Source organism: Pseudomonas sp. AC239 (assembly GCF_979258545.1).
The window spans coordinates 5,224,186-5,241,177 of record NZ_OZ409864.1 but is presented as its reverse complement, the minus strand read 5'-3'; the positions used below and the strand labels follow the sequence as shown (position 1 = coordinate 5,241,177).

At 58.6% G+C, this 16,992-nt stretch carries 13 protein-coding genes and 1 pseudogene; 6 read left to right on the top strand and 8 right to left on the bottom strand.

Translation table 11 applies throughout. The features are described 5' to 3' along the window. Window positions 1–149: 149 nt before the first annotated feature. Window positions 150–671 (bottom strand): lactoylglutathione lyase, encoded by a 522-nt coding sequence (gene gloA, locus ACZ0AZ_RS23715; RefSeq protein WP_039762746.1) that lies wholly within the window; start codon window positions 669–671, stop codon window positions 150–152. Window positions 672–808: 137 nt separating this feature from the next. On the opposite strand from gloA, the gene ACZ0AZ_RS23710 reads away from it, so the two are divergent. Next, window positions 809–1,327: a DUF4946 domain-containing protein gene (locus ACZ0AZ_RS23710; protein WP_129999435.1), complete on the top strand. Its 519-nt coding sequence runs from the start codon at window positions 809–811 to the stop codon at window positions 1,325–1,327. Window positions 1,328–1,544: 217 nt separating this feature from the next. Here ACZ0AZ_RS23710 and ACZ0AZ_RS23705 read toward each other — a convergent pair whose 3' ends face one another. Then, a complete protein-coding gene (locus ACZ0AZ_RS23705; RefSeq protein WP_039762749.1) occupies window positions 1,545–1,910 on the bottom strand; it encodes a histone-like nucleoid-structuring protein, MvaT/MvaU family in 366 nt (121 codons plus the stop codon). 227 nt (window positions 1,911–2,137) lie between these two features. Then, complete coding sequence (locus tag ACZ0AZ_RS23700) at window positions 2,138–3,673, bottom strand: EAL domain-containing protein (RefSeq protein WP_039762750.1); 1,536 nt, start codon at window positions 3,671–3,673, stop codon at window positions 2,138–2,140. A 351-nt stretch (window positions 3,674–4,024) separates the two neighbouring features. On the opposite strand from ACZ0AZ_RS23700, the gene hppD reads away from it, so the two are divergent. Beyond that, a complete protein-coding gene (gene hppD / locus ACZ0AZ_RS23695) occupies window positions 4,025–5,101 on the top strand; it encodes a 4-hydroxyphenylpyruvate dioxygenase (protein ID WP_016774910.1) in 1,077 nt (358 codons plus the stop codon). 180 nt (window positions 5,102–5,281) lie between these two features. On the opposite strand, the gene rarD is transcribed toward hppD, so the two are convergent. The 4 genes and pseudogenes from rarD to ACZ0AZ_RS23675 form a co-directional block, all read right to left on the bottom strand. Beyond that, on the bottom strand, window positions 5,282–6,163 hold the full coding sequence (gene rarD, locus ACZ0AZ_RS23690; protein WP_039762751.1) for an EamA family transporter RarD: 882 nt from the start codon (window positions 6,161–6,163) through the stop codon (window positions 5,282–5,284). Window positions 6,164–6,327: 164 nt separating this feature from the next. Further along, window positions 6,328–8,454 carry an acyltransferase family protein gene (locus ACZ0AZ_RS23685; RefSeq protein ID WP_463538291.1) on the bottom strand — a complete coding sequence of 709 codons (2,127 nt, stop codon included), beginning with the start codon at window positions 8,452–8,454 and terminating at the stop codon, window positions 6,328–6,330. 146 nt (window positions 8,455–8,600) lie between these two features. Further along, window positions 8,601–8,776, bottom strand: a pseudogene (locus ACZ0AZ_RS23680) (aldo/keto reductase); the annotation flags it as partial. A 105-nt stretch (window positions 8,777–8,881) separates the two neighbouring features. Next, window positions 8,882–10,192, bottom strand: a complete 1,311-nt coding sequence (locus ACZ0AZ_RS23675; RefSeq protein ID WP_463538290.1) for an MFS transporter — start codon at window positions 10,190–10,192, stop codon at window positions 8,882–8,884. A gap of 171 nt (window positions 10,193–10,363) precedes the next feature. On the opposite strand from ACZ0AZ_RS23675, the gene ACZ0AZ_RS23670 reads away from it, so the two are divergent. The 4 genes from ACZ0AZ_RS23670 to ACZ0AZ_RS23655 all read left to right on the top strand — a co-directional run bounded on the left by ACZ0AZ_RS23670 (window position 10,364) and on the right by ACZ0AZ_RS23655 (window position 15,847). Next, window positions 10,364–11,482, top strand: coding sequence for a sugar diacid recognition domain-containing protein (locus ACZ0AZ_RS23670; protein ID WP_039762754.1), 1,119 nt, complete (start codon window positions 10,364–10,366; stop codon window positions 11,480–11,482). A 215-nt stretch (window positions 11,483–11,697) separates the two neighbouring features. Beyond that, window positions 11,698–12,834 carry a glycerate kinase gene (locus tag ACZ0AZ_RS23665; RefSeq protein WP_463538289.1) on the top strand — a complete coding sequence of 379 codons (1,137 nt, stop codon included), beginning with the start codon at window positions 11,698–11,700 and terminating at the stop codon, window positions 12,832–12,834. 158 nt (window positions 12,835–12,992) lie between these two features. Further along, window positions 12,993–14,618: a methyl-accepting chemotaxis protein gene (locus tag ACZ0AZ_RS23660; protein WP_463538288.1), complete on the top strand. Its 1,626-nt coding sequence runs from the start codon at window positions 12,993–12,995 to the stop codon at window positions 14,616–14,618. Window positions 14,619–14,659: 41 nt separating this feature from the next. Then, window positions 14,660–15,847 (top strand): pyridoxal phosphate-dependent aminotransferase, encoded by a 1,188-nt coding sequence (locus tag ACZ0AZ_RS23655; protein WP_463538287.1) that lies wholly within the window; start codon window positions 14,660–14,662, stop codon window positions 15,845–15,847. A gap of 155 nt (window positions 15,848–16,002) precedes the next feature. Here ACZ0AZ_RS23655 and ACZ0AZ_RS23650 read toward each other — a convergent pair whose 3' ends face one another. Next, the gene (locus tag ACZ0AZ_RS23650; protein WP_463538286.1) at window positions 16,003–16,980 is read right to left on the bottom strand and encodes a 2-hydroxyacid dehydrogenase; all 978 of its coding nucleotides are present in this window, start codon (window positions 16,978–16,980) and stop codon (window positions 16,003–16,005) included. Window positions 16,981–16,992 lie beyond the last annotated feature (12 nt).

The following is a 16,992-nucleotide window of genomic DNA, read 5'->3' as shown; positions in this document are numbered from 1 at the left end:
ATGAGCGATCATGGGTTTTTTTATGCCTGGCACAAATCCATGTGTAGGAGTGAGCCTGCTCGCGAAAGCGGATTGTCATTCAACGATACGTTGGCTGAACGGACGCCTTCGCGAGCAGGCTCGCTCCCACGATGGATTTATATCGTCAGTTACAGCGGCGCAGGCTGAATGATTTCGACCCAGTAGCCATCCGGATCCTTGATGAACGCCAGGCTCTTCATCCGGCCATCGGTCAGACGCTTCTGGAAATCACAGCCCAACTCTTCAAAGCGTGCACATGCAGCGACGATATCCGGCACAGAGATGCAGATGTGGCCGAAGCCACGCGGGTCGGTGTTGCCGTTGTGATAGGCGAAGTCGGCATCGTTTTCGGTGCCGTGGTTGTGGGTCAGTTCGAGAATGCCGGGGATCGACTTCATCCACTCGGTACGCGCAGCGGCATCGGCCGGGATTTGCGCTTTATCGACCAGAGCGAGGAAGTACAGGCTGAACTCGGCTTCCGGGAAATCACGCTTCTCGACCAGCGAGAAACCCAGCACACGGGTGTAGAAATCCAGCGACTTGGTGATGTCCTTCACGCGCAGCATGGTGTGGTTGAACACGAAGTTGCGGGTTGCGCTGTCTGGCGTGGCAGTCACGCCTGGAAAAGTGTTCAGTTCGTTGAGGCTCATGGGCCCTCCAATAACAATGGGCGAGTGAATGGGCGCAATGATACGCATGCCGGCCGGCATCGCCAAATGCAACGCGGGCTTGCCCTGCGCGAGGGCGGGGCTCAGACTTTGCCTTCTGTCTACGAGTGCGTCCGGCAATGATCCGACTGTTTAATCCCGTGTTTGTTTGTTTTGCCTTGTCGTCGGCTGTGGCTTTCCCTGTCATGGCCGAACCCAGCATCATTTGGCCGGCGGGCTGGGAGATCGAGGCGTTGCCAGACACCGCGCCGCCAGTCTCGCGACAAAGAGCGGTGAAACACGATGCCGACGGTAATCAGGTAATGGTGATGGAGTTGACCACGACCCAAGTAGAGGCGGGGCATCAGGTCAATTTGCAAGGCGTGCTGCAGGAGATGCGCAAATCCATCCAAAAGGATTTCTTTCGTAGCGGCTACCAGAGCGTCTGCAACCGAATTCATCCGGCGGCACTGGCTTCATTGACTGGCTTGGAGACAACCTGCACGGTGACCGAAAACGGTCGACACGTTTTATCCCAAACATTGGTAGTAGCCGTGGAAACAGACAAGGCTTATGTACTTTCTTACGCCGGCCAGGCCGACGTTTATCAGGCAAGCGCCGACGACATACAGGCGGCGCGCAACAGCTTGAAACTATAAACGTTCGTACTAACTAGCGATTGCTTGATTGCCGGAAAGGATTAAGCACAAAGTTGGATCCCTTGCTCGGCGCAACATGAAGCAGCAAAATGTTTAGGTGTGATGATTCAGCAACGTTACACAGATCTCGAACTTGTTTGATGAAAATCATTTCATTTGTTAAATATTGTCAATAAAAAAGCCCTGCATCGAGCAGGGCTTTTTTGTTGGCGTCAGATTAACCGCGCAACCACGAATCAACGGTGGAGGCACCGTACTGTTCTTTCCAGGCTTTCAGACCGCGATGGTTGCCACCTTTGGTTTCGATCAGCTCGCCAGTGTGCGGATTCTGGTAAACCTTGACCACGCGAGCGCGACGGGTCTTCGGCGCTGCGGACTGCTGCAGACCGGACTTCGCCGGGTTTGGATCGAGGATGGCGATGATGTCTTTCAGGCCTTTGCCATAGGTTTTCATCAGTCCCTGGAGCTTTTCTTCGAATTCGATTTCTTTCTTGAGCCCGGCATCATTCTTCAGCGATTCCAGCTGTTTGAGCTGTTCCTGAAGGGCCTTTTCAGCTGCGCGAAATTCAGCGAGTCTGGACAATATCTTTACTCCAATAGTGTGTTTGGCTGATACCAACCGCAAACAAAGCTATAAGCCAGTCGCCTGGAAGCGACTCGGTGATAATTGGCTCACCTGCCAGTCTGGCTCAGGTTGAAAAAATTGTAGTAGTTAATGCGACAAGAGTAAATCCTGATGTTGTCGCCATGTAACAACAATGACTATTTGTATCAATTTGGTGCGGCTGTTCGGCGGTCCGTGCTAGCTACTTAATGCTGAGATAATGTGTCGATGAAATCTGCGGCAGGCATCGGTTTACCGTACAAGTAGCCCTGCAGAAACTTAACGTTATGCTCGGTCAGATAATCCGCCTGAGCCTGCGTTTCGACACCTTCGGCAACAATACCCAAGTCCAGTTTCGCGGACAGCTCGATGATGGAATCGAGAATATGCCTCGATAACGCGTCTATTCCGATCATGGCCACGAAGCTCTGATCGATTTTCAGAAAGTCGACATTGAAGGTGCGCAGATAACCAAGGCTTGAGTGCCCCGTACCGAAGTCGTCGATCGCGATTTTTACACCCAATGCGTGCAACTGCTCGAAGAGCTGCAAAGTGATGTCGTTCGGCTCGATCAGCTCGCGCTCGGTCAGTTCCAGCACCAGCTCCACGCTGCCTGGCTCAAATGCTGCCAGAAGATCGCGACAGTCCTCAACCAGCTCCAGGTCCTGGCAATGGCTGGCAGTGATGTTGATGCCTATATGAAACGGTTTGTCGAAGGTTGCCGTTTGTGGGCCCAGCAGGACGGCCGTCTGTTGCATCAGAGAGCGGGTCATGGGCACGATCAACCCGGAGTGCTCGGCAAACGGAATGAAGAGATCCGGACGCACCAGCCCCTCTTTCGGATGATTCCAGCGCATCAGTACTTCGGCGCCGGACCATCGCTTGGTGTCGGCGTGAACCACTGGTTGGAAGTACGCAATGAACTCGCCGGCTTCCAGCGCGCGCAGCATTTCGTGGCTGGGCGAGGTTGAGCGTTTCTGCACGAAGTGGCCAATGGCACCGGAAACTGCGCCGAAGAAAATCAACAGGCTGAACAGGGGTGGATACTCAGCCGCCATGTAACGCCAGGTTTCACCCTCGTGGTAACCAGCCGAGACGCTGAAGCCATAACGCGCGGATTCCAGCACGCTATGCGCTACCGGCAATGCCGGCAGCGGCCCCTGGTGAACTTGGCCGTCGGCGGTCAGCCAGTTATCGCCCACTTGCAACATCAGTAACGTCTGGCGGCCGATCAGGCGCAGGATATTGCTCAGGTGATAACCATCAAGGGTGGTCAGTGCGCCACCAGGACCGTCGCTGAGACGATAGATAAGCAATGCCGTATCGGGTGTCACCGGATTGCCATTCATCAGCCATAGTTTGCCCTCGTGGTAGTCCCCGGCATTGACAGCTTCCTTGAACTGGCCGAACAGTGAGCTGCAATAGAGATTGTTCTCCCAGACCAGATTCGTCGAGCGCACGAAAGGGCGACGGGTCACCTGTTCGCGCAAGGCCAGTTTGACTTCTTCACAGTCTTTCCCCGCTAACGGCAACAGGATTCGCGCCGCCTCGGCGGTGTTGTCGAGCATCAGCTCGAACTGGCGTAAAGCTTGCTCGGCAGTTTGCGCAGCGCTTTGCTCCAGAGTGCGTTCGGCCTGCATATAGAGGATCGCACTGCCCAGTACGATTGGCAGCAGACCGCTGAGCAAGGTGACCACGATGCGGGTGCTGCGTTTGCGGCGGGATCTTGCAGTCAGTGGCATGGAGACATCCTGTGGCGTCGTAGTCCGGCCCGATAAACACTTGAGCCAGAGGGGAGAATAGATGGCAGATGACTCTTGCGCCGCAGGTAAAAAAGCGGATTTTATACAGAGGGCAGACAGGCATGGTTACGCTGTGTAGAATCGGGTTACGCATACAATAATAATCGTCTTCTGGCAGCAGAAGCCTCGCCCACAAGAGCTTTGGGTCGACAATGAAGATATTCGGGTTTCAACTGATCTACGGAGACTTTCTCGCCCGCAGCGTGCGTGGCATCTCCTGCGCGCCTCCTTGCACATCACTTTCCTGACAAATAACCCTGGTTAATTGATAAGAAATGATGAGGCGTCACCATGGCAGATTTATACGAAAATCCAATGGGCCTGATGGGCTTTGAGTTCATCGAGTTCGCAGCGCCGACTCCCGGCACCCTGGAACCGATCTTCGAGATCATGGGCTTCACCAAGGTCGCGACCCACCGCTCCAAGAACGTGCACCTGTATCGTCAGGGCGCGATCAACCTGATCCTCAACAACGAACCCAACAGCGTCGCCTCGTACTTCGCTGCCGAACACGGTCCGTCCGTTTGCGGCATGGCGTTCCGCGTCAAGGATTCGCAGAAAGCCTATTCCCGCGCGCTCGAACTCGGCGCTCAGCCGATCCACATCGAAACCGGTCCGATGGAGCTGAATCTGCCGGCGATCAAAGGCATTGGCGGCGCGCCGCTGTACCTGATCGACCGTTTCGGCGAAGGCAGCTCGATTTACGATATCGACTTCGTATTTATCGAAGGCGTTGATCGCAATCCGGTCGGCGCCGGCCTGAAGATCATCGACCACCTGACCCACAACGTGTATCGCGGTCGCATGGCCTATTGGGCGAACTTCTACGAGAAGCTGTTCAACTTCCGTGAAATCCGTTACTTCGACATCAAGGGCGAATACACCGGCCTGACGTCCAAAGCCATGACCGCACCGGACGGCATGATCCGCATCCCGCTCAACGAAGAGTCGTCCAAGGGCGCCGGGCAGATCGAAGAGTTCCTGATGCAGTTCAACGGCGAAGGCATCCAGCACGTTGCGTTCCTCACCGATGACCTGATCAAAACTTGGGATCAGTTGAAGAAAATCGGTATGCGCTTCATGACCGCTCCACCGGACACCTACTACGAAATGCTCGAAGGTCGCCTGCCGAATCACGGCGAGCCGGTCGACCAGTTGCAGTCGCGGGGTATCCTGCTCGACGGCGCGTCGGAGCAGGGCGACAAGCGTCTGCTGCTGCAGATTTTCTCGGAAACCCTGATGGGCCCGGTGTTCTTCGAGTTCATCCAGCGCAAAGGCGACGATGGTTTCGGCGAAGGCAACTTCAAGGCGCTGTTCGAATCGATCGAGCGTGACCAGGTGCGTCGTGGTGTGCTGACCACCGAGTAATTCGCACCGGAAATAAAAAAAATCCCGGCCTGCAGAGATGCAGGGCCGGGATTTTTTTGCTTCATACAAAACCTGTGGGAGCGAGCCTGCTCGCGAATGCGGTCTTTCATTCAACAGTCATGTTGACTGGTCTGACGACTTCGCGAGCAGGCTCGCTCCCACATTTGTCTTGTGTAGCATTCAAGAGCGGCGTTGCCGCGTCAAATGCTTGAAGCCCTCGAAAACCAGCACCCCCACCGCCAGCCAGATGGGGATGTAGGTCAGCCATTCTCCCGGCTTGATGCTTTCCCCCAACAACAACGCCACCGCGAGCAACAACACCGGTTCCACATAACTCAACAAACCAAACAGACTGAACGGCAACAGGCGGCTGGCGATGATGTACACCACCAGTGCCGAGGCACTGATCAGGCCGAGCAGCGGAATCAGCCACATCAGCCCCGGATATTGATCGAACACCGCCAGCCCTTGTTCACCACCCTGCACAAGCCAGTAGGCGATGGGCAGCATCAGGGTCATGTCGACCCACAGGCCACCCAGGTTGTCGGTCTTCAGGTATTTGCGCAGCACGAAGTACAACGGATAACCGACCACGACCACCAGTGTCGCCCAGGAAAAGCCGCCAACCTGATACAACTCGTTCACCACGCCGAGGCTGGCGAAAAACACTGCGATTTTCTGCAGATAAGACAGGCTCTCGCCGTAGGCAATCCGTCCGGTCAGCACCATCGCCAGTGGCAACAGGAAATAGCCCAGCGACACATCCAGGCTGTAGCCATTGAGCGGCGCCCACATAAATAGCCACAGCTGTACGCCGAGCAGGGCGGACGAAACCAGCAGCCCGGCGATCAGTTTTGGCCTGGCCGCCATCAATCGGAACAGCTCCAGCACCCGCCGCCATTCCCCGGACACCAGCATGAACAAGGTCATGCACGGCACGGTCAGGAGCATGCGCCAGCCGAAGATTTCCACTCCGCTCAGAGGCGTCAGCAGCGACGTGTAGTAATACATGACGGCAAACAGCACCGAGGCCGAAACCGATAAAGCGATACCTTTAGACAAACTGCCCTCGCGGCGTGAAGGTGAACGGGGCGCGCAGGATACGTGGTTTTTGTGCTGAATATTGAGCGCATGCTCATTATTCGAAACATCTCGCGCTCATTCGGTCGTGCGAACCTCGTCAAAAGATGCTGGCAGTTGCAGCATAGATGGCAAATGGACCGGCGTTAGTGGTCGCCGCCTGTATTGCTCTTGAATGGATTGCCAAAGTGCTCGAGGTATAGCTCACCGAATTTGTACGAGGCGTAATCGGACACGTGGCCGATGTCGCGGTACACCGGCACGCCATCGACGCTGGTCAGGCACGTACCGTCCTGGCATTGCACTTTTTTTGGATCAAGGACGATCAATTGTGGATATTCAACCTGCAGCTCGCCGAAAAGTCTGGTCAGGAAGGGATCCTCAAGGCCTGACCATGTCACCGCAGCACATGAACGGCTTTGTTCAGCGCTGCCGAGCATCCCGCGCAACTTGACCTGTCTGAGCAGGCATTCGTTGATTCTGGCGGGCATGGGCAATGTACTCATCAGCACAATCGGCGTGGCACCCGAGTCGACGATGATGTCCAGTGCCTGGCGAACCGCTACCTCAAGTCGTTGCTGCGTCAGTTCCAGGCTGCGTGGGTCATCAGGCTTGGTGACAATCGTCGCGGTGAGGTACGCCTCCCAGAACTGGCCGATGATCACATACTGGAAATGGCTGTCCGCAATCAGGTCGTAATAGCGTTGGGCAGCCGTATGGCACTTTTCATAAAGCGCGTTCTTGGCCTTGTACCAGTCGTAGAGATAGATGCCGGGCAAGGTCAGACAGGCCGGATAACCTTGGGCAAGAACCGACAGGCCGGCATCCTTGGCCAGCGTCTCGACAAATCCCCAATAGTGATTCGAATAGGAATCTCCGATCAGCAAAGCCTGCGACTCGGCCAGCGGAGCGCCCAGGACGCAGTCAGGATCAACCTTTTCGCTGTTACCCAGGCAATCCTCACGATGGCTCGGTACGTACGCCTTTAACGTGCTGAACATCGCGATCGAATCTTCACCAAAACGGTTCGGCCATCCGTCATGATTCCTGCCGGCGGAGTGAAGCAGCGACAGGCCGATGGCGGGCAGCAGCATCAACAGCAGTACGGTCTTTCCGAATCCGGCCCGAACCTTGCGAAACCTGTTTTCGATAAGCCAGAAGGAGAGGTAGCCCATCGCGAACGTGGCGGCGAAATAGCTGACTGTCACCGCTGGGCTCAGATCGATGCCCAGGTAGGCCAGCACCGCCAGAATCGGCCAATGCCACAGATACAGCGAGTAGGAAAGCGTGCCAATGAACACCAGCGGTTTGAACGCAAGGACATCCGAGGTGATGCTCACATTACCTATGCCGCGAACCAGCAGCAGCGCCGTGGCGACGCATACCGCGACCGCATTATAGTTGGGGAATCCGCTGAGGATATCGTCCTGGACCGCACAATAGGCGATCGTGACCAGTGCAACCGCGCAAATGAGCGAAGCGCTGGCACGACTCAGGCGAAACCTGTCCGCGCTGAACATGACGGCGCACGACCCCATCATCAATTCGAAGATGCGCGCGGTAAAAAAGTAATAGTTCAGGTCGGGAGCGACCTGCGACAAGTACAGCGCCATCGCCGTGGCTGCAAGGGTCAAACCCAGCACTGCGCTGCTCAAAGCCCGTTTCGCCACATAGCGATGCAGCAGCCAGATACCCAACGGTAGCAGCAGGTACCACTGCCATTCGATCGCCAGCGACCAGGTGTGCAACAGCGGAAGACTGGCGGCATCGGGCGTGGCGTAACCAGAAGTCACCTTGGAAAAATACTGGTTGGAAATCAGTAATGAGGTGTACTTTTCGCTTTTCAGGAAGTCGACGTAGTCATCGGGCAGATAAAGCAGTGTGGTAACCAGCAAGGTCACAACCAACAGCGCAACAACGGCCGGTTGCAAGCGCCAGATGCGCCTGACGTAAAACCCCTTGAAGCTGAACGTGCCGTTCTCCAGCGACTTCATGATGATAGAGGTGGTGAGATAACCGGAGATCACGAAGAAGATATCCACGCCGATAAAACCGGACGGGAATAAAGTCAGCCCTGCGTGGAATATCAGCACGAGCAGCACAGCGACAGCCCGCAGGCCATCGATGTCGGCCCGGTATCGAAGACCTGCGCTGTGCGATTCACAGCTGGCGGCCCCCAAGGACCGCGAGGCGTCGAATGCCTCCTTGTTATCGAACGCGTTAAACATCGCGCGCAATGGCTTGCGCACAAAATCGATGGGCCGATTGAACATTGACTATCCTTGGCAGACTTATTCGAGCGAGCGACCATTAGGTGCGGCTGCGTAAGCACGGTTCCATAGAACGGCAAAGTATAGAGATTTTCTTACAACGGCTCTGATCGGCTTCGACCTGCCCGCTCTTTCGCAGAGGGTACAAATCAGGACTGAATCGGTTTGCGTCCTGACACAAAATGGCTCACATCGTTGAACCCCAGTGTCGAGGCATGCCCCGGTGTCACCGGCGATCAATAAATGCCTTGTCTTCGGCTGTGATCTTCACCGCCTGCGCGAGCGAATAGGCGTGTCATTGCTGTTCAGTATGCGGGTCGGTGATCCGCAGCGAGTCTTCGACACTGGTCTGCTCGCCGAACATCATCGTGCAAAGTGAAACCGAATAAAAAAACGGCCCGTAAGGGCCGTTTTGGTCATGCACCCGAGCTCAAGCCCGCAACGCCCGCGTCATCCGCAACGCCAGCAGACTCCCGCCAACAATCACCGCCGCCAGCACGTACAACGCCGCATCGGTCGAGCCAGTGCTGTCCTTGACCCAGCCCACCAGATACGGGCTGAGGAACCCGGCCATCTGCCCCATCGAGTTGATCAACGCCAGCCCACCAGCCGCGGCGCCTGCGCTCAGCATCGCCGTGGGCACCGGCCAGAACATTGGCAGGCCAGTCAGTGCGCCCATGGTCGCGATGGTCAGACCGAGAATCGCAATCGCCGGATTCGCTGCGAAATTCACCGCGATCACCAGCCCGACAGCGCCCATCAGCATCGGCACCACCAAGTGCCAGCGGCGTTCCTTGCGCAAGTCCGCCGAGCGCCCGACCACCAGCATGAACACCGCCGCGAGCAGATACGGAATCGCACTCAGCCAGCCGATCACCAGGTTATCGCTGAAGCCGAGGTTCTTGATGATCGACGGCAGCCAGAAGTTGATCGCGTAGACGCCGCTCTGGATGCAGAAATAAATCAGGCCGAAGGCCCAGATCGCTGGGTTCTTGAACACCGCGAGCAGCGAGTCGGTGGCGGTTTTCGGTTTGTTGGCGAGGTCTTCGGCGTGGTCGGCTTCGAGCACCGAACGTTCGTGGGCGGTCAGCCATTTGGCATTGGCGAAGCTGTCGCTCAACAGGAAATACGCCAGCGCACCGAGGATCACGGTTGGAATGCCTTGCAGCAGAAACATCCATTGCCAGCCGGCCAGGCCACCTTGGCCTGCGGCGAAGTGGTTAAGGATCCAGCCGGAAAACGGGCTGCCGAGCAGACCGGAGACCGGGATTGCCGACATGAACAGCGCCATGATCCGGCCACGGCGGAAGGTCGGGAACCACTGCGAGAGATACAGCACGACGCCCGGGAAGAAACCGGCCTCAGCGGCACCGGTGAAAAAGCGCAGGGTGTAGAACTCGGTCGGGGTGGTGACGAACAACAGGCAGGTCGACAGCGTGCCCCAGGTGATCATCATCAAGGCAATCCAGCGGCGTGGACCGAAACGGGTCAGCGCCAGGTTGCTCGGCACACCGCACAGCACGTAGCCGATGAAGAAAATCCCGGCGCCGAGGCCGTACACGGTTTCGCTGAATTTCAGGGCATCGAGCATCTGCAGTTTGGCGAAGCCGACGTTGACCCGGTCGAGGTAGTTGAACAGGTAGCAGATGAAAATGAAGGGAATCAAACGCAGGGTGATGCGTTTGTAGACGGCGTTTTTACCGTCGTCGACGGTTTGGGTAGCTGCGGCGCTCTGCGACATAGCGGCTCTCTCTTTATTATGATTTTTTGCGATGCAAAGGGTAACGTTGATCGCCCTGAGAGTCTCGGCCACCTTTGGCCGGATTGTCTTTGTGCCTGAGCACAGGGTTTGCCGCCAGACCCTGTGCGGCTGAACAACCGCTAGTGCCTGAAATGAAGGATTGCCGCCGCTATGTTCGAACTCGATCACGATCTTGCCCAAGACATCGTCGACCGGGCCATGGCCATTTTGCCGTACAACGTCAACGTCATGGACAGTCAGGGCCTGATCCTCGGCAGCGGTGAACCGGAGCGCATCAACACCCGTCATGAGGGCGCGCAACTGGTGCTGGCCAACGGGCGCGTAGTGGAAATCGATGCGCAGACGGCGGTGCACCTCAAAGGCGTGCAGCCGGGTATCAATCTGCCGCTGCTGCTCGATCAGCGCTTGATCGGCGTACTCGGCATCACCGGGGAGCCGGAGCAACTGCGCACTTACGCCGAACTGGTGCGCATGACCGCGGAAATGCTCGTCGGCCAGCGCAATCAGCAGGCCGAGCAACAGTGGCGACGGCAGCGTTGCGATGATCTGCTGGCGTTGCTGTTGAGCGAGGCGGGGGATTCGCCGCGCCTGGTCGATGAGGCGCAACAGTTGGGGCTCAAGCCGCAACTGACGCGTGTCCCCTATTTGTTCGAACTGGGTCTTGAGCACGGGCCGGGGCAAACCGTCGAGGCACTGAGTGCGTGGCTGACCTCGCGTTACCCCGACAGTTGGTGCGTGAGTTCGGCGAAGTCTTCGCTGTTGTGGTGTCGCCCGGCGAGCCAGCAAGTGGAGCATGACCGCCTGCTGGAAAAACTCGATGGCCTCGGCTGGAAGATTCTGCGCATCGCCGTCGGCGGGCAGGCGGAGGGGCTCGCCGGGTTGCGTCGCTGTTATCGGCGGGTCGGCGACTTGCTGGCGTATGGTCGTGACGTGTTGCCGAATTCGAGACTGCTGACGCTCAATCGTTATCGCTTGCCGGTCATGCTGTGGCGTCACCGCAACGATGATGCGCTGGACGAGTTGCTCAAACCGCTGCGCAAGGTCATCGCCAAGGACAGCAACGGCCAGCTATTGGCGACCCTGCGCACTTGGTGCGAGCACGACGGGCAGAGTCAGGCCTGCGCCGACGCGCTGGGCATTCATCGCAACAGCCTGCGTTATCGCATGGAACGGATTGCCGAACTGAGTGGCGTTGATCCGTTGAAGCTGGACGGGATGCTGGCGTTGTACCTGGGGGTGCAGCTGTTGCCGCAGACTGATCCGAATTGATCGGTGTATTTCGGGGCCCCTTCGCGAGCAGGCTCGCTCCCACAGTGGCATGCATTTCAAATGTGGGAGCGAGCCTGCTCGCGAAGAGGCCGGAACATCCAGCGCCAGCCCTTTGTGGAAATGAACAATAAACGCCGACGCCACTTGTGCAGCCGACCGGCGTCAAGGCGCAGGCGGACTGGCAGCATGAACGCCAATGCAACCGGAGAATTCCCATGAAGATCGTCATCGCCCCCGACTCGTTCAAGGACAGCCTGAGTGCCCAAGGCGTTGCCGAAGCCATTGCCCTCGGACTGGCCCAGGTCTGGCCGCAGGCGACGCTGATCAAATGCCCGATGGCCGATGGCGGCGAAGGTACGGTCGAGTCGATTCTCGCAGCCTGCGAAGGTGAATTGCGCCGCACCCGTGTGCGCGGTCCACTGGGCGCGCCGGTCGATGCTGCCTGGGGCTGGCTGGCGCACAACCACACCGCGATCATCGAAATGGCCGAGGCCAGTGGACTGCAATTGGTCCCACCGGGGCAGCGCGATGCGTGCATCAGCAGCACTTTTGGTACCGGTGAGTTGATTCGTGCAGCGCTGGACGCCGGCGCGCAGCGGGTGATTCTGGCAATTGGCGGCAGTGCGACCAATGACGGCGGTGCCGGGGCGATGCAGGCGTTGGGCGTGAAGTTACTGGATGGGCAAAATCAGCCGTTGGTGCCCGGTGGCCTGGCCTTGGCGCAACTGGCGCGGCTGGATCTGAATGGACTTGATCCGCGTCTGGCCAATGTGCGTTTCGACATCGCCGCTGATGTTAACAATCCGCTCTGCGGCCCCCACGGCGCGTCGGCCATTTTCGGCCCGCAGAAGGGCGCATCGCCCGCGCAGGTTGAGCAGCTCGACCACGCGCTGGGGCACTTCGCCGAGCTTTGCGCGCAAGCATTGGGCAAGGACGTGCGCGATGAACCGGGCAGCGGTGCGGCGGGTGGTCTGGGATTTGCCGCCAAGGCTTTTCTCGGCGCGCAGTTTCAGGCTGGCGTCGAGGTGGTGGCGGAACTGGTCGGGCTCGCTGACGCGGTCAAAGGTGCGGATCTGGTGATTACCGGCGAAGGCCGCTTCGATGCGCAGACCCTGCGCGGCAAAACGCCGTTCGGTGTCGCGCGAGTTGCCAAACAATACGCCGTGCCGGTGATTGTGATTGCCGGGACCTTGGGCGAGGGCTATCAGGCGCTCTATCAACACGGCATCGACGCCGCGTTCGCCGTGACCAGCGGACCGATGACTCTGGAACAGGCCTGCGCCGAAGCACCTCGGCTGCTGCGTGAACGCGCTACCGATATTGCTCGGGTCTGGCAACTCGCCTCAGCCTGAAAAATATTTACCGCAGACCCGAAACCTTCCTCAAGCCTGGCCGATACAACGGTCAGGCGCACACAAAACCACAACTCAGTGCCGCCGGACTGTCGCCCGCTATGGGCCAGTGCTCACGGCATGGACGCTCGCAGTTTCTTTCTTTCGAGAGTCCGACCATGTCCCTGCGTAATCTGAATATCGCGCCCCGTGCTTTCCTCGGTTTTGCCTTTATCGCCTTGCTGGTGATTGTCCTCGGCGTGTTCGCCGTCAGCCGCATGACGGTCATTCGTCAGGCGTCGGTCGACATGGACACCAACCAATTGCCAAGCGTGACCCACCTCAGTGTGGTCACGGAGAACGTCCTGCGCATGCGCATCCTGTCGTTCCGTGTGCTGGTCAATCGCGAGCCGGCCAGCTTGCAAGAGGCGCAAACGCGCATTGCCGTGCTGGTCGACAAAGTGCGCAAAGCCCAGGCGAGTTACGCCGCGCTGCCGGCGGGCCCCGAAGAACAGGAGATTTTTCAGACGTTTTCCACCACTCTCGACAACTACATGCAAGCGCAGAATCAGATGATCGAGCTGTCGCGTCAGGACAAACTTGATGAGTTGCGGACGCTGATCAACACGCGCATCAAGGAAGGCACCGATCAGATGGGCGAGCAACTGAACAAGCTGATCGCCATCAACACCGCCGATGCGAAAACGGCAGCAGCAAAGGCTGGTGATCACTACGACAGCGCGGTTACCGGAATCATCATCGTTGCCGTGATCGCCGCTTTGGCCACCGTGCTACTCGCCTGGTTGCTGACCCGCAGCATCGTCACGCCGCTCAACCGCGCCGTGCACGCTGCGCAAACCATTGCTGGCGGCGACCTGAGCAAAGCCATTGAAGTCGACGGCAAGGACGAACCGGCGCGCCTGCTCGAAGCCTTGGCCGCGATGCAGACCAACCTGCGCAAAACCATCGAGCAGATCGCCGGTTCCGCCACGCAACTGGGCGCCGCTGCCGAGGAACTTAGCGCTGTCACCGAAGAAGCCTCCCGTGGCTTGCAGCAGCAAAACAACGAAATCGAACAGGCCGCCACTGCCGTCAACGAAATGACCGCTGCGGTGGAAGAAGTGGCGCGCAACGCCGTGTCGACTTCCGAGGCCTCCAATCAGTCGACCCACGCCGCCCGCGAAGGTCGCGATCAAGTGGTGAAAACCGTCGACGCGATCCAGACCATGACTCATGACGTGCAGAACACCGCGCAGATGATCGAAGGCCTCGCGGCACAAGGGCGTGACATCGGCAAGGTGCTGGACGTGATTCGGGCGATCGCCGAGCAGACCAACCTGCTGGCGCTCAACGCTGCCATTGAAGCTGCGCGTGCCGGCGAGGCTGGCCGTGGTTTTGCCGTGGTGGCTGACGAAGTGCGCGCCTTGGCCCATCGCACCGCGCAGTCGACTCAGGAAATCGAAAAAATGGTCGCCGGCATCCAGAACGGCACCGGTGAAGCGGTTTCGTCGATGCAACAAAGCAATCAGCGCACCCAGTCCACGTTGGAAATGGCCCGCGCGGCCGGCGTGGCGCTGGAGCAGATCACTCAATCGATTCACCAGATCAACGAACGCAACCTGGTCATCGCCAGCGCGTCGGAAGAGCAGGCGCAGGTCTCGCGCGAAGTCGATCGCAATCTGGTCAACATCCGCGACCTCGCCACGCAATCGGCCGCCGGCGCCAACCAGACCAGCGCCGCGACCCACGAATTGTCGCGACTGGCAGTGGATTTGAACGCCATGGTGGCGCGTTTCGTGATTTGAGATACGGTGAAGGCTGGAAACCGCGCTAACAGGAGACGTACATGCGCTATTCAGCCTTGACCCAACGAATCGCCGGGGAGGGTGCCGCTGCCTGGCAGATTCACGACCGAGCGCTGGAACTGCGCGCCGAGGGCGTCGATGTTTTGTTATTGAGCGTCGGCGATCCGGACTTCGATACGCCGTTGCCGATCGTCCATGGCGCGATCGACAGTCTGCTGGCCGGTGATACTCATTATGCCGACGTACGTGGTCGGTTCGAGCTGCGCAGGCTGATTGCCGAGCGTCATCGCCAGCGCAGTGGTCACCGCGTTGATCCTGATCAGGTGATTGTCTTGCCAGGCGCGCAATGCGCGGTGTATTCGGTGGCGCAATGTCTGCTGGATCCGGGTGACGAAGTGATCGTCGCCGAGCCGATGTACGTCACCTACGAAGGTGTGTTTGGCGCCTGCGGTGCCAAGGTGATTGCGGTGCCGGTGCGCCCGGAAAACGGTTTCCGCGTCGACCCGGCCGATGTCGCCGCGCGCATCACCCCGCGAACTCGGGTCATGTTGCTCAACAGCCCGAACAATCCCAGCGGCGCGAGTCTGCCCTTGCCGATCTGGCAGGAACTGGCGGCGCTGTGCATTCGCCATGACTTGTGGCTGATCAGCGATGAGGTGTACAGCGAGCTTTTATACGAAGGCGAGCACATCAGCCCGGCGAGCCTGCCGGGCATGGCCGAGCGCACTGCGACGATCAACAGTCTGTCGAAATCCCATGCGATGACCGGTTGGCGCATCGGCTGGATGATCGGCCCGAAACCCTTGGCCGAGCATCTGGTGAATCTGTCGCTGAGCATGCTCTTCGGTCTGCCGGATTTTGTACAGAAAGCCGCGCAAGTGGCGCTGCAAAGCGATCTGCCGGAAGTCTCGCAGATGCGCGAGGAATACCGATTGCGCCGCGATCTGGTGTGCGAACGTTTGTACGGTTGCCCTGGGTTGCAGCCGATTTGCCCGGATGGCGGCATGTTTGTAATGGTCGATGTGCGCCAGACTGGGCTTGGCGCTCAGGCGTTTGCCGAGCGCTTGCTGGAAGGTTATGGCGTGTCGGTGCTGGCCGGCGAGGCGTTCGGACCGAGCGCGGCGGGACATATTCGTATCGGGCTGGTGGTGGATCGGGTGAAACTGGCGGACGCCTGCGCGCGGATTGCGTTGTGTGCGGTGCAGCTGTTGCAGGCGCGGAGTGCCTGATGAATTTGCGTAGTCTGTAAAAGCCTCTTCGCGAGCAGGCTCGCTCCCACAGAGGAATGCATTCTGCTGTGGAAGCAGGCTTGCTCCCATTTTGAAATGCAGTCCCAGTGGGAGCGAGCCTGCTCGCGAAGGCGGCTTTACTGACACCAGAGATCTCAGTTTTGCCAAGTATGAGCATTCACCAGATTCACCGGCCGCTGCCCATTCAACGCCGCCAACAGATTCTCCACCGCACAGCGCGCCATCGCTTCACGCGTCTCGTGGGTCGCCGAGCCCATGTGCGGCGTCGCCACCACATTGCTCAACTGCAACAACGGCGAGTCATGATTCAACGGTTCGCGCTCGAACACGTCCAGTCCTGCCGCGCGAATGCGCTTGTTGCGCAACGCTTCGATCATCGCCGCCTCATCAACCACTTTGCCGCGCGAGATATTGATGAAGATGCTCTCCGGCCGCATCAGCGCAAACTGCTCGGCGCCGATCAAGCGTTCGGTCTGCGCCGTCAGTGGCAAGGTCAGGCAAATGAAGTCGGCCTGCTGGAGCAACTCTTCAAGGCTGCGATATTGCGCGTCGAAACGCTCCTCGACCGCCGGTTTGCGCGACTGGCTGTGGTAGATCACCGGCATGCCGAAACCGAAATGCCCGCGCTGGGCCAAGGCCTCGCCGATGCGGCCCATGCCGATGATGCCCAGCGTCTTGCCATGCACATCGGTACCGAAATGCGCCGGGCCGATATTGCGGCTCCACTGTCCGCCACGGACCATGTTGGCCAGTTCGACGACACGACGGGCAGCGGCGAGGATCAGCGCGAAACCCGTGTCGGCAGTGGTTTCGGTGAGCACATCGGGGGTGTTGGTCAGCAGAATCTTGCGCCGGCTCAGATACTCGATGTCGTAGTTGTCGACACCCACCGAGACGCTGGCAATCGCCTCCAGTTGCGGCGCCAGATCCAGCAGCGCCGCATCGAGTTTCAGGCTAGCGCCGAGCAAACCGTGGGCGCGGGGCAGGGCATCGCGCAGCTGCATGAGGCCGTCGGCGTCGAGGCTTTCGATCAGTGTCACGTCAAACTGCTCTTGCAGGCGCGCCATCAGCGCGGGCGAAAGTTTCTTGTACAGCACGACCTGTTTTTTCATGGCAAAAGTCCT